This is a genomic window from Erwinia endophytica, assembly GCF_009295515.1.
In the GTDB taxonomy this organism is placed as follows: Bacteria; Pseudomonadota; Gammaproteobacteria; order Enterobacterales; family Enterobacteriaceae; genus Erwinia; species Erwinia endophytica.
In genome coordinates, this window is the sequence record NZ_RQVV01000023.1 from 1 (window position 1) to 13,239 (window position 13,239).

The 13,239-nt window shown below is 52.0% G+C and carries 14 protein-coding genes and 4 pseudogenes; 2 read left to right on the forward strand and 16 right to left on the reverse strand.

The window, feature by feature from the left end:
* The 9 genes and pseudogenes from EH228_RS07190 to fkpA form a co-directional block, all read right to left on the reverse strand.
* A pseudogene (locus EH228_RS07190) lies at positions 1-81 on the reverse strand (GTP-binding protein); the annotation flags it as partial.
* Positions 82-155: 74 nt separating this feature from the next.
* A complete protein-coding gene (gene fusA / locus EH228_RS07195) occupies positions 156-2,270 on the reverse strand; it encodes an elongation factor G (RefSeq protein ID WP_152320998.1) in 2,115 nt (704 codons plus the stop codon).
* A gap of 93 nt (positions 2,271-2,363) precedes the next feature.
* On the reverse strand, positions 2,364-2,834 hold the full coding sequence (rpsG, locus tag EH228_RS07200; protein ID WP_115457818.1) for a 30S ribosomal protein S7: 471 nt from the start codon (positions 2,832-2,834) through the stop codon (positions 2,364-2,366).
* 96 nt (positions 2,835-2,930) lie between these two features.
* Positions 2,931-3,305 (reverse strand): 30S ribosomal protein S12, encoded by a 375-nt coding sequence (rpsL, locus tag EH228_RS07205; protein WP_075182598.1) that lies wholly within the window; start codon positions 3,303-3,305, stop codon positions 2,931-2,933.
* Positions 3,306-3,429: 124 nt separating this feature from the next.
* Positions 3,430-3,717, reverse strand: a complete 288-nt coding sequence (gene tusB, locus EH228_RS07210; protein ID WP_152320999.1) for a sulfurtransferase complex subunit TusB — start codon at positions 3,715-3,717, stop codon at positions 3,430-3,432.
* Between the two features lie 15 nt (positions 3,718-3,732).
* A complete protein-coding gene (gene tusC / locus EH228_RS07215; protein WP_152321000.1) occupies positions 3,733-4,092 on the reverse strand; it encodes a sulfurtransferase complex subunit TusC in 360 nt (119 codons plus the stop codon).
* Entirely contained in the window at positions 4,092-4,478 is a 387-nt protein-coding gene (tusD, locus tag EH228_RS07220) for a sulfurtransferase complex subunit TusD (protein WP_152321001.1), read from the reverse strand. The genes tusC and tusD overlap by 1 nt, the downstream gene beginning before the upstream one ends.
* Positions 4,478-5,200, reverse strand: a complete 723-nt coding sequence (locus EH228_RS07225) for a helix-turn-helix transcriptional regulator (protein ID WP_152321002.1) — start codon at positions 5,198-5,200, stop codon at positions 4,478-4,480. Before EH228_RS07225 ends, tusD begins: the two co-directional genes overlap by 1 nt.
* Positions 5,201-5,401: 201 nt before the next feature.
* Positions 5,402-6,247: an FKBP-type peptidyl-prolyl cis-trans isomerase gene (gene fkpA / locus EH228_RS07230; protein WP_152321003.1), complete on the reverse strand. Its 846-nt coding sequence runs from the start codon at positions 6,245-6,247 to the stop codon at positions 5,402-5,404.
* Between the two features lie 285 nt (positions 6,248-6,532).
* Here fkpA and EH228_RS07235 point away from each other — a divergent pair, with 285 nt between their 5' ends.
* Positions 6,533-6,751, forward strand: a complete 219-nt coding sequence (locus EH228_RS07235; protein WP_152321004.1) for a protein SlyX — start codon at positions 6,533-6,535, stop codon at positions 6,749-6,751.
* A 52-nt stretch (positions 6,752-6,803) separates the two neighbouring features.
* On the opposite strand, the gene slyD is transcribed toward EH228_RS07235, so the two are convergent.
* The 4 genes from slyD to kefG form a co-directional block, all read right to left on the reverse strand.
* Positions 6,804-7,352 (reverse strand): peptidylprolyl isomerase, encoded by a 549-nt coding sequence (gene slyD / locus EH228_RS07240; protein ID WP_152321005.1) that lies wholly within the window; start codon positions 7,350-7,352, stop codon positions 6,804-6,806.
* 137 nt (positions 7,353-7,489) lie between these two features.
* Positions 7,490-7,684: a YheV family putative zinc ribbon protein gene (locus tag EH228_RS07245; protein ID WP_152321006.1), complete on the reverse strand. Its 195-nt coding sequence runs from the start codon at positions 7,682-7,684 to the stop codon at positions 7,490-7,492.
* Between the two features lie 8 nt (positions 7,685-7,692).
* Positions 7,693-9,498 (reverse strand): glutathione-regulated potassium-efflux system protein KefB, encoded by a 1,806-nt coding sequence (gene kefB, locus EH228_RS07250; RefSeq protein ID WP_152321007.1) that lies wholly within the window; start codon positions 9,496-9,498, stop codon positions 7,693-7,695.
* Entirely contained in the window at positions 9,499-10,050 is a 552-nt protein-coding gene (gene kefG / locus EH228_RS07255; protein WP_152321140.1) for a glutathione-regulated potassium-efflux system ancillary protein KefG, read from the reverse strand.
* Between the two features lie 125 nt (positions 10,051-10,175).
* Here kefG and EH228_RS07260 point away from each other — a divergent pair, with 125 nt between their 5' ends.
* Entirely contained in the window at positions 10,176-12,074 is a 1,899-nt protein-coding gene (locus EH228_RS07260; protein ID WP_152321008.1) for an ABC transporter ATP-binding protein, read from the forward strand.
* 136 nt (positions 12,075-12,210) lie between these two features.
* Here the strand turns inward: EH228_RS07260 and EH228_RS20175 are convergent.
* The 3 pseudogenes from EH228_RS20175 to tauA form a co-directional block, all read right to left on the reverse strand.
* Positions 12,211-12,550: pseudogene (locus tag EH228_RS20175) on the reverse strand (TauD/TfdA family dioxygenase); the annotation flags it as partial.
* A pseudogene (locus tag EH228_RS20180) lies at positions 12,536-12,970 on the reverse strand (ATP-binding cassette domain-containing protein); the annotation flags it as partial. The pseudogenes EH228_RS20180 and EH228_RS20175, both read right to left, overlap by 15 nt.
* Positions 12,966-13,175, reverse strand: a pseudogene (gene tauA / locus EH228_RS07270) (taurine ABC transporter substrate-binding protein); the annotation flags it as partial. The pseudogenes EH228_RS20180 and tauA, both read right to left, overlap by 5 nt.
* Positions 13,176-13,239: the final 64 nt, after the last annotated feature.

Sequence of the window (13,239 nt, forward strand, 5' to 3'; positions counted from 1 at the left end):
GGTAGTTTTACCGTGGTCAACGTGGCCGATAGTACCAACGTTGACGTGCGGTTTGTTACGTTCAAATTTTTCTTTAGCCACGGCGATATTCCTTACTTTCTGTGCCCTCCTGTGTGGTCAGGAGAGCACGGGATCAATTGGTTGGTTAAACCCGATTACTTACCACGGGCTTCAATAACAGCCTGAGCGACGTTGCTCGGTGCCTCATCATACTTCAGGAATTCCATAGAGTAAGATGCACGGCCTTTCGTGATAGAACGCAGTTGAGTTGCGTATCCGAACATTTCAGACAACGGAACCTCTGCATGAATCACCACGCCGGTCACGTTGGTTTCCTGACCGCGCAGCGTACCACGACGACGGCTAAGGTCACCGATAACGTCACCTGTGTTCTCTTCAGGCGTTTCAACTTCAACCTTCATGACAGGTTCAAGAAGCACAGGTTTTGCTTTCTTAAAGCCGTCTTTAAAGGCGATAGATGCTGCCAGTTTAAACGCCAGCTCAGAGGAGTCAACATCATGGTAAGAACCGAAGTGCAGACGCACACCAATGTCCACTACCGGGTAACCAGCCAGCGGGCCAGACTTCAGCTGCTCCTGAATACCTTTATCAACCGCAGGGATGTATTCACCAGGGATCACACCACCTTTGATGTCGTTGACAAACTCGTAGCCTTTCGGGTTTGAACCCGGTTCCAGCGGATACATGTCGATAACAACATGACCATACTGACCACGACCACCAGACTGCTTGGCGTGTTTACCTTCGATATCGGTAACTTTGCTGCGAATCGTTTCACGGTAAGCAACCTGAGGTTTACCGACGTTCGCTTCAACGTTGAATTCACGCTTCATGCGGTCAACGATGATATCGAGGTGCAGCTCACCCATACCGGCGATGATGGTCTGGTTAGACTCTTCGTCAGTCCATACACGGAAAGACGGGTCCTCTTTAGCCAAACGTCCCAGAGCCAGACCCATTTTTTCCTGGTCCGCTTTGGTTTTTGGCTCAACAGCGATAGAGATTACCGGCTCAGGGAACTCCATACGCTCCAGAATGATCGGTGAATCCGGATCACACAGGGTATCCCCGGTAGTGACGTCTTTCAGACCGATAGCGGCAGCGATATCGCCTGCGCGAACTTCTTTGATCTCTTCACGTTTGTTGGCATGCATCTGTACGATACGACCAAAACGCTCACGTGCGGACTTCACTGAGTTCAGCACCGTGTCACCAGAGTTAACCACCCCAGAGTAAACACGGAAGAACGTCAGGTTACCCACGAACGGATCGGTAGCGATTTTAAATGCCAGTGCAGAGAACGGCTCATCATCTGTCGCATGACGTTCAGACGGCGTATCTTTGCCATCATCCAACATACCTTTGATTGCCGGTACGTCGGTTGGTGCTGGCAGGTAATCCACCACCGCATCCAACATGGCCTGAACACCTTTATTTTTAAAGGCGGAACCACAGGTCACCAGGATGATTTCATTATTCAGAACACGCTGACGCAGAGCCGTTTTGATCTCTTCTTCCGTCAGTTCTTCGCCACCCAGATATTTCTCCATCAGCTCTTCTGAAGCTTCAGCTGCGGATTCAATCAGGTTCTGGTGCCATTCTTCAGCCAGTTCAGCCATTTCAGCCGGGATCTCTTCATATTCGAAGGTCACACCCTGATCGGCGTCGTTCCAGTTGATCGCCTTCATTTTCACCAGGTCGATAACACCGGTGAAACCTTCCTCGGCACCGATAGCCAACTGCAATGGCACCGGGTTAGCGCCCAGACGAGATTTAATCTGGTCAACAACTTTCAAGAAGTTAGCGCCCATACGGTCCATTTTGTTAACGAACGCGATACGCGGCACTTTATATTTATTCGCCTGACGCCATACGGTTTCAGACTGCGGCTGAACACCACCAACCGCACAGTAAACCATGACGGCACCGTCCAGAACACGCATGGAACGCTCTACTTCGATAGTGAAGTCAACGTGTCCAGGGGTGTCGATGATATTGATGCGGTGCGGCTCGAACTGCTTCGCCATACCGGACCAAAAAGCGGTAGTCGCTGCGGAGGTGATAGTAATACCACGCTCTTGTTCCTGCGCCATCCAGTCCATGGTGGCGGCGCCATCATGAACTTCACCGATTTTATGGTTTACACCGGTATAGAACAGAATACGTTCAGTCGTCGTCGTCTTACCGGCGTCGATGTGTGCACTGATACCGATATTACGGTAACGTGAAATGGGTGTTGTACGGGCCATTTGATTCCTCTGATTCTCGGACGTTCTAAGTTAGTAAAACCCAGCGGGCGTGTCACTGGGACCTCCGCTGGGTTAATAACAACTACGAGGCTGTTACCAGCGGTAGTGTGCGAACGCCTTGTTGGCTTCGGCCATACGGTGAACGTCTTCACGTTTCTTCACTGCAGTACCTTTGTTCTCTGCAGCATCAGAAAGTTCGTTCGCCAGGCGCAGAGCCATAGATTTATCACCGCGTTTACGAGCAGCTTCAACGATCCAACGCATTGCCAGAGCATTGCGACGCACCGGACGGACTTCAACTGGCACCTGATAAGTAGAACCACCAACGCGACGGGATTTAACTTCCACCGTTGGGCGAACATTGTCCAGGGCTACTTCAAATGCTTCCAGTTCACTTTTACCTGAACGCTGAGCCAGGGTCTCAAGCGCGGTATAAACGATTGATTCTGCAGTAGACTTTTTACCATCTACCATCAGGATATTTACAAATTTAGCCAGCAGCTCTGATCCGAACTTAGGATCTGGCAGGATTTTACGCTGACCAATTACGCGACGACGTGGCATGGAAATACTCCGTTGTTAATTCAGGATTGTCCAAAACTCTACGAGTTTATTATGACATTTAAGATAAAACGTTTGGCCTTACTTAACGGAGAACCATTAAGCCTTCGGCTTCTTCACGCCGTACTTAGAGCGTGCCTGCTTACGGTCTTTAACACCTGAGCAGTCCAACGCGCCACGAACGGTGTGGTAACGCACACCCGGCAGGTCTTTAACACGACCGCCACGGATCAGGATAACTGAGTGCTCCTGCAGGTTATGACCTTCACCACCGATGTAGGAAGTAACTTCAAAACCATTGGTTAAACGAACACGACATACTTTACGCAGTGCGGAGTTCGGTTTTTTAGGAGTAGTAGTATATACGCGAGTACATACACCACGTTTCTGCGGGCAGGCTTCCAGCGCAGGCACGTTGCTCTTTGCAACTTTGCGTGCGCGTGGTTTGCGAACCAGCTGGTTAACTGTTGCCATTAAATAGCTCCTGGGATTTGCTTTTGCTTCGTAAACACGTGATAAATCGCCTCGTGGTATAACGAGGACGCGGAATTTTAGGGCTGAGCAGAAAAGGTGTCAAGAAATAACCAGGATATCGTCTCTACCAGGTCATTTGTTGCGGGTTTTTTACTGTCAGCGCGACGAAATCAGTATAGCTTACTGTCATTACGCTGGATGAAATTTGCGCAGAGAGTCCACGGGCGTTCACATCTTCCTGCAATACGTATACAGAGATGGGGGCATTAAGCAAGGATGCAAGGTGCTGACTGCTCTGTAACGCCGCCAGCACCCCATCCTGAATCAACAGCACGTCATCTCCCTCAGCCAACAGACGCAACAGCGCAGTGAAATCACATCGAAAGGGAGAATTGATCAGGGTGTGCAGCATAATGTCTTTATTTCTTCAAAAGGTGATGAGGCGATCATAGGTTTCCAGTTCTGCCCGCAGAGCGTCTGGCGAAAGTACCTCAACCGGCAGCACCTTGAGTCCATCTGCCGGCAGACCACGTTCCGCCAACGCCGCCGCGCAAACATACAGGTTATCGATATTATAGAGCGGCAACACCCCAAAGGTCGCAACGTAATTGCGCGCCAGCACCAATTCGGGCTGCTGGTCGGGGAGCAGTTGCAACACGCCGTCGCTGATAAAAAAAAGAGCAATGTCTTCACTCAGCGCCGAAATAGCCAGAACGGCATCCAGCCCTTCTCTACCGGCGCTGCTACCATGTGGAGACTGGGTAAAGACGACAGCGATACGATTCATCAGAACTGGACCACCCGTTCACAACGTAAAGCCGCTTCAGCCAGCGCCCCCAACCCCGATAGTTGAAAACCCGACGCCAGATTAGCGCCCGGTAAACCAAGGTGCCTGGCTTCCTGCTCGTCCGTCACGCCTCGGCGTAACGCCGCTGCGACACAAATGTTCAGCGCCACACCTCGCTCCTGATGAAGCTGCTGCCAACCTCGGGTCAAATCAAACTCGTCACTGGCGGGAGAAGTTAATACACTGGCATTCAGCACGCCTTCGCGATAAAAAAACACGCTCTCCAGAATGTGCCCCTGGGCCAGCAAAGCCTGCGCAAACAGGTACGCGCTGCTGGCCTGCTGCGTACCGTAAGCCGGTCCAGTGACCAGCAAGGTAAAACGCATTAGCGATCCTGCCCCTGAAAATCACCATTTTTGAACTGGCGAATATACAGATAAACCGTGTGCTTAGAGATATTAAGACGATCGGCTACCTGGGTGATGGCATCCTTGATATCAAAAATCCCCTTCTCATACAGATTAAGCACAATCTGGCGGTTCTTGGCATTGTTGGAGACATTGCGGTCGCCGCTGACTTCCTCGATGGTGAATTCCAGCGTCTGCATCACCAGGTCTTCGACCGAGGAGGCAAAGTTAACCGAAGAGGCGACATCCTGGGTTTCCGGCGGCATAAAGGTGGCCATAACCTGCGAGAACGGCACATCAAGGTTCATGTTGATACATAGCAAACCAATAACACGCTGCCTGCCGTTACGGATGGCAATCGTCACTGACTTCATCAACACCCCGCTTTTGGCGCGAGTAAAGTAGGTGTTGGAAACATTACTGTCAGCGCCGTTCATATCATGCAGCATACGCAGAGCGAGATCAGTAATAGGTGAGCCAATTTTACGGCCGGTATGTTCACCATTGGCAATGCGCACCGCGGAGCACTTCAAATCTTCCAATGAATGGAGCACGATTTCGCAATGCGTGCCAATCAACATGGCCAGGCCATCCACCACCGCTTCATAGGATTTCAGGATATCGAAGTCGGTTTGCTCGAAGGGATGCTGTTCCAGCAGTTCCAGATCGGCTATGTCGCCGGTAAAAATTGAACCAGACATTATAAAGACACCACCCTTGAAAATAACCTGCCATACGGCGCCAGGACAGACTCATTCTGATGAAAATACACGGCGGCTAGTGTAGCAAATATCGTAAACGCCTGTCCTGACCTTTGTTATGAATTGCAGGACGCAACAAAAAACGGGGGATTATGGCAGGGAAAAGAACACCGCCACAGAAGTGTGGCGGCGGGGAATGCGTTACTTAGACTGAGAGTCCGCTGGCGCTTCAGTTGAGCTTGAGGCGTTATTGTCTGCTTTCGCTGCGGGTTTAATATCAAGCAGCTCGACATCAAATACCAGTGTGGAGTTAGGCGGGATCCCCGGAACGCCATTTTTACCATATGCCAGGTCTGGTGGAATGACCAATTTGATCTTCCCGCCTTTCTTCACGTGCTTCAGACCTTCGGTCCAGCCAGGGATCACACCGTCAAGACGGAAAGACAGAGGTTCACCACGAGTGTAAGAGTTGTCAAACTCAGTACCGTCGATCAGCGTACCTTTGTAGTTCACAACGACTGTGTCGCTGTCGGTAGGAACGCTACCGGTTCCCTCTTTCTCGACCTGGTAAAGCAGGCCGCTCTCGGTTTTCTTCACGCCTTTCTCTTTGGCGAATTTGGCAGCAAAAGCTTCACCTTTTTCGCTGTTCGCTTTCGCGTCTTTTTCCATTTTAGCCTGAGCGGCGCCTTTCACCCGGCCTTCAAAGACCTGCAGGGTCTGTTCGATTTCCTGGTCAGAGAGTTTACTCTTACCAGCGAACGCATCCTGCACACCAGAAATCAGCTGCTGTTTGTCCAGGGTGACGCCCAGTTTTTCCTGCTCTTTCAGGGAATTTTCCATGTAACGTCCCAGTGAGGCGCCCAGCGCATAAGCAGACTGCTGATCGTCATTTTTGAACGCGGCATTCTTTGGAACCTGTGGAGGCGCCTGATCGGCTGGTGCTGAAGGCGCTGCCGCCGGCGCGCTCTCAGCGGCCATTGCCAGAGGCGCATTCAGCGCAACGGCCATGGTCGTGGCTAACAATGTGACTTTAAACAGTGATTTCATCCATTTCTCCAAAACCGAAGCCTCTCACCTCGGAAATCATTTACAGACCAGAGTCCGTACTATAACTGTATGCAAGAATACTGCACAATCTCGCAATGCAAACGTAAGTTAACTTCCGACCGTTTATCAATTCAAAAGTTTCACCACGGAAAAGCAAGTACGCCTTTTTTTTCAATAGTGTGACTGAAATAAAAGGCGTAATTCCTGTTTCCGTTCCTGCTTTGCCGTTAGAATCGGAGCAATCCAGTCATTATAATGACTTGTGCAGTAACAAGAGGAAAGTGTATGCAACAATCATTGTTTGAACAGCGTATGGAAATGCTGGAAAGCCGTTTGGCCTTCCAGGAACACACCCTCGAAGAGCTTAACCAAACGGTGATTCATCATGAACTGGAGATAGCCCGTCTGCGTGAACAGATGCGCCTGCTGACTGATAAATTAAAATCAGTCGCTCCTTCAATGATTGCTTCGCAGTCGGAAGAAACGCCGCCGCCGCACTACTAAGTATTCAATCATATAAACAGCAAGGCCACCCCAAAGGTGGCCTTGTTGAAGATTAGTGACTGCAGCCACAACCGCCGCTACCACAACCGCCTTTACCATGGTCATGGTCATGGTCATGGTCATGGTGGTGATCGTGCTCGCCGTGAACATGACCGTGGGCCAGTTCTTCCGTCGTCGCTTCACGGATAGCCACGACTTCGACATTAAAGCTCAGGTTCTGACCTGCCAGCATGTGATTACCATCCACCACAACGTGGTCGTCTTCCACTTGAGTGATTTCGACCGGAACCGGTCCCTGATCGGTTTCCGCCAGGAAGCGCATGCCGACCTGCAGTTCATCAACCCCCATGAACACATCTTTCGGTACGCGCTGGACCAGATTGTCATCATACTGACCATAAGCGTCATTGGCGGCGATATCCACTTCAAATTTGTCACCCGCCTGATGATTTTCCAATGCTTTTTCCAGACCAGCAATCAGAGAACCATGACCGTGCAGATAGTCCAACGGCGCACTCACCGGAGACTCATCAACCAACACGCCGTCTTCTGTACGTACCTGGTATGCCAGGCTGACCACCAGGTCTTTTGCTACTTTCATGATTACTCCTAACCGTTGAGAGCTTAAGCCCTTACTCTGTTAGCCTTCTGCCAACGTGAAGGGCTCTAAATTACGCCGAGTTTACTGAATTTCAACACCGCTGTACGCTACAGCTTAAAAAAAGCCGGGCCATAACGCTACTCAGGATGAAAAATTCCGATCACTTGCTCATTAGTGCGAACCTGATCCCGAACCTGTTTATCCGCTTCGCGCATCTGGTGACCGCACTTAACGCATTCAACCACATCGATATTATTTTCGCGCTGCAGGGCCAACGTATCGATTGCCTGACATGTGGGGCAGGTCGCACCGGCGATAAATCTTTTACGCATATCGGTTCCTATTCAAATTCGTCCCAACCATCAAACTGGTGTTTCTCATACTGCATCTCAGCCTGAAAAATGTCTTCCAGCTCACGACGGGCTTCTTTTACTCGCGAAATTTGCTGGCTGTCCGCATGGTTCGGCATCAACTCGCGCAGCATACGCATATCCAGACGGCGGAAGTGCTGCTGGGCCCGAAAAGCCTGATGGGGATGCATCCCTAATGCCATCAGCGTTTTGCGCCCCAGCTCCAGCGCACTGGAAAAGGTCTCACGCGAGAACTGGGTTACACCCGCCTGAATCAGCTCATGCGCTTCCACGCGTCCCCTTGCCCGCGCCAGGATCTGTAGATGCGGGAAATGATGCTGACAAAGGTGCACAATCTCCATCGAATCTTCCGGACCATTACAGGTTATCACTATCGACTTCGCCGTTTCCGCCCCCGCTGCCCGCAATAATTCCAGTTCGGTGGCATCACCATAGTATACTTTGTAACCGTATTTACGCATCAGGCTGACTGCGCTGATATCTCGCTCCAGCACCGTAATACGCTTCTCATTCGCCATCAGCAGGCGCGCGACAACCTGACCGAAACGGCCAAAACCGACCACGATAACCTCTGGCTTATCATCTTCAACAAACGGTTTCTCGTCGTTATCGTCCCCGTCGTTAAAACGGCTGGTCAGAATTTTATCAATCCCTTGCATCAACAGCGGTGTCGTCATCATCGACAGCGTCACCGTCACCAGCAACAGCGGCATCTGATCGCCACTGAACAGTTTTGCCGCCGCTGCCGCCGAAAACAGCACAAAAGCAAATTCCCCGCCCTGACTGAGCACCCCGGAAAATTGCAAACGCTCTGAGCTACGCAGACCAAACAGCCGGGAAAGTACATAAAGCACCACGGCTTTGATGGCGACCAACGCCACCACACCAACAATAACTTCCGTAATATGGGTATAAAGCACCCCCAGATTCAGCGCCATCCCGACCGAGATAAAAAACAGGCCAAGCAGCAGACCTTTGAAAGGATCAATGGCAATTTCCAGCTCATGGCGATACTCACTTTCAGCCAGCAAAACACCGGCGATAAATGTGCCGAGCGCCATGGAAAAACCCAACGCATCCATAAACAGCGCTGATCCCAGTACCAGTAGCAACGCGGCTGCGGTGAAAACTTCACGCACGCCAGAGGCGGCGATAAAGCGAAAAATCGGCCTGAACAGGTAGCGTCCCCCCACCAGCATCCCGGCAAAAGCCAGCACCTTTATACCGACCTTCATCCAGTCGGTATGACCACTGTCGCCCCCGACCAACAGCGGAATCAGTGCCAGAGCGGGGATGACCGCCAGATCCTGAAACAGCAGCACGGAAAAGCCCAATTGACCGGATTCATTACGATTCATCCCTTTATCACGCATCAATTGCAGCGCCATGGCGGTAGAGGACATCGCCAGGCCGATGCCGCCAATCGTCGCCGCCTGCCATGAGAAATGAGTGAGCCGGAGCAACCCGCCAAGGATAATCGCGCTCAGGATGACCTGCGCCGCGCCAACACCAAAGATAGAGTGACGTAATGCCCAAAGCTTCGACGGTTTCAGCTCCAGCCCAATGATAAACATCAGGAACACCACACCCAACTCAGAAAAATGCAGGATCTCATCCACATCGCTGATAAACCCCAATCCCCAGGGCCCAATCGCGATCCCCGCCAGCAAGTACCCCAATACAGCACCAATACCAAGGCGCGCGGCGATCGGAACGGTAATCACCGCAGCAAAAAGATAGACCACGCCTGCAGTCAGGAGGGTTTGCCCTGCCATTCAACAACCTCCATAAGGCTTTGGCGCCGCCAGCCAGTCACCGTAGGCGCGCACAAAGTGTTGCATCGCCTCAGGCGTCTGCCGCCGCGCCCAGTAAATAATCATTGGCGTCAACCAGTGCATACGACACATCTGGGCGGTCAGTTCAAAGGGACGCATAATCTCTGACATGGGATAACGATTCAGGCCTTGCTGATGGTAGGCGGTTTCCGGTTCACCCGTGGTTATCACGCTACGCCAGTATTTTCCTGCCAATGCGTTGCCACCGGGTCCACTGGCGAATCCCCGTGATAACACCCGATCCAGCCACTCTTTTAGCAATGCCGGACAGCTGTAGGTATATAACGGGTGCTGGAAAACAATCACCTCATGTTCACGTAACAACTGCTGTTCATAGTGAATATCAATAAAAAAATCAGGATAATGTGCGTACAAGTCATGTACCGTCACCTGAGGCAGGCCTTGCGCTGCCTGCAACAAAACCTGATTAGCCCTCGAATCCTGTGACTCCGGGTGAGCATAAAGCAGCAAAACGTTGGCTGGCTGCGACATCATTCCCCTCCAAATCGTCGTCATTGCGGGGAAATTCCGCTACCATGCTCGACGCAACGGAATTGTGTATTCCGCAAAGCAATTATGATGATTTAATTTAACATATCCTGACTATTACGGCGCTTATGATTGTCTTCTCCTCGTTACAAATACGGCGTGGTGTCCGCGTGTTGCTGGATAACGCTACCGCCACCATCAATCCAGGGCAGAAAGTCGGCCTGGTGGGAAAAAATGGCTGCGGCAAATCTACGCTGCTGTCGCTGCTTAAGAACGAGATAAGCGCCGATGGCGGCAGTTTCAATTATCCCAGTAACTGGTCGCTGGCGTGGGTTAACCAGGAGACGCCTGCGCTGACCAAACCGGCCATTGAGTATGTTATTGACGGCGACCGCGAATTTCGCCAGCTCGAATCTGCATTAGCACATGCCAATGAAATTGATGATGGCCACGCCATTGCCACGTTGCATGGCAAGCTCGATGCTATCCAGGCATGGACAATACCGTCACGTGCGGCCAGTCTGCTTAACGGTTTGGGGTTTTCTCAGGAGCAATTGCAGCGTCCGGTCAGCGACTTCTCTGGCGGCTGGCGTATGCGCCTGAACCTTGCACAGGCACTGATTTGCCGTTCCGATCTGTTGCTGCTTGATGAGCCGACCAACCACCTCGACCTCGACGCGGTTATCTGGCTCGAACGCTGGTTAAAAAGTTATCAGGGTACACTCATCCTGATTTCCCATGACCGTGACTTCCTCGATCCCGTGGTGGGTAAAATTCTGCATATTGAGCAGCAGTCGATATTTGAATATACCGGCAACTACAGCTCGTTTGAAATTCAGCGGGCGACCAAACTGGCGCAGCAACAGTCAATGTTCGAAAACCAGCAGCAGAAAGTGGCGCACCTACAGAGTTTTATCAACCGCTTTAAAGCCAAAGCCAGTAAAGCCAAACAGGCGCAAAGCCGGATTAAAATGCTTGAGCGCATGGAGCTGATTGCGCCCGCCCATGTCGATAATCCCTTTACTTTTAGTTTCCGTACGCCGGAAAACCTGCCGACGCCGTTGCTGAATATGGAAAAAGTCAGCGCGGGCTATGGCGAACACGTCATCCTTAAGGCGATCAAACTGAACCTGGTGCCCGGCTCGCGTATTGGTCTGCTGGGCCGCAACGGCGCGGGTAAATCCACCCTGATTAAACTGCTGGCCGGTGAACTGGCGCCGCTGCAAGGCGATATTGGCCTGGCGAAGGGCGTCAAACTGGGCTACTTCGCCCAGCATCAACTGGAATTATTACGGACTGATGAATCACCGCTGCAACATCTGGTACGACTGGCCCCTAACGTACTGGAACAGCAATTGCGCGATTACCTGGGCGGTTTTGGTTTCCAGGGCGACAAAGTGACCGAGCACACAGGACGTTTCTCTGGCGGTGAGAAAGCAAGGTTAGTACTGGCGTTGATCGTCTGGCAGCGCCCCAACTTGCTGCTGCTGGATGAACCAACCAACCATCTCGATCTCGATATGCGTCAGGCACTAACCGAAGCACTGATTGACTTTGAAGGCGCACTGGTGGTGGTCTCGCACGATCGTCACCTGTTACGTTCCACCACCGACGACCTCTACCTGGTCCATGACGGCAAGGTGGAAGCCTTCGAGGGTGACCTGGACGATTATCAACAGTGGCTGAGCGATCTACAAAAACAACCGGTCAGCAGTGCCGAGCCCAGACCCGATCCCATCAACAACGCACAGGCCAGAAAAGATCAGAAGCGTCGGGAAGCTGAACTGCGTACGCAAACCCAGCCACTGCGTAAGCAGATCGATAAGCTGGAGAAGCAAATGGAAAAACTGCATAGCCAGTTGGCGGCGACAGAAGAAAAACTGGCTGACTCAGGGCTCTACGATCCAAGCCGTAAAGCGGAGCTGACGACAGCGCTGCAGCAACAGGCAGAGGCGAAAGCGGCGCTGGAAGCGTGCGAAATAGCGTGGCTGGATGCCCAGGAACAGTTAGAGACCCTGCTGCAATAAATGTTCCGGGCGACGAGGCTACCGCGGGGTCATTGCACACGGCTCAGACCTCTGTATATCGCGTCCGTACTGTTTCTGGCGCCATTGCGCACAACCCGTAGCACCCTGTTCACTATCGCGCTTGCTGAGTCGGTGGTTAAAATGGCTTATCCCCGAGAATGGTCGCGCGGTGCATAATACGCCGCGCTGGCAAATAATCTGCATTGGCATAATGCTGCGTCACCCGGTTATCCCAGATGGCCAGATCGTTTTCCTGCCAATGCCAGCGCACCTGGAACTCCGGTTGCTGGCAATTGTTTTGCGGCAAGGATTGCGACGGCCGGTGGCCGTTCAATAAAGGTCACATCGGTATGCCAGTTATCATTATCCGGCGGATTATCATCGTGCGTATCTAGCACGATAATCTCTTCCACGCCTGGCGCATGAGGATAAACCGGATGGATATGCACGTTGCCGAAACGGGCCGCCAGCGCGCGTGCGATACCCACACGCTGGCGCATTCCCCCGGAAAGTTGCCAGATACACTTTTTTTCCGCACCAGCCAATCCGACTTTCTTCAGCATCTGCCGGGCGATATCGCGACGTTTTTCTTTTTCCACACCAGCCAGTTGCAAGCCGAACGCCACATTGTCCAATACGTTACGCCATGGCAACAGGCCTTCATGCTGGAACACCACGCCACGCTCGGCGCCAGGCCCGGTCACCGCCTTATCACCAAGCGTAATGGTGCCAGATTCTACCGGTAAGAAACCGGCAATCAGATTCAGCAAGGTGGTTTTCCCGCAGCCTGAAGGCCCCAGTATCACCACCAGTTCTCCTGCGGCGATCGACAGATTGATGTCTTCCAGCACCAGATGACTGTCATAACGGGCGGTCAGATGTGAGACGGCAAGCATGCGCTCTGACCACGCTGGAGCCACTATCGAATTTACGCCAGTCCGCCCTGACGCCACTTTCTTTGGCGAAAGTATTGTCAGCCTGCGCGACCTTAGCAGGTTCCGCCGAGGTCTGATAAGCGATCGTGACATCCACCGCCTGTGCGCTGAACACGGAAAGTGAAAACGTGGCGGCTAGCAGAGAAAATGTGAAATTACGCACCATAGCCATGCTCCGGTTATCATTGTTATGAGGTGAACAACCTCTTTGTAACCGAGAGCAATCATCT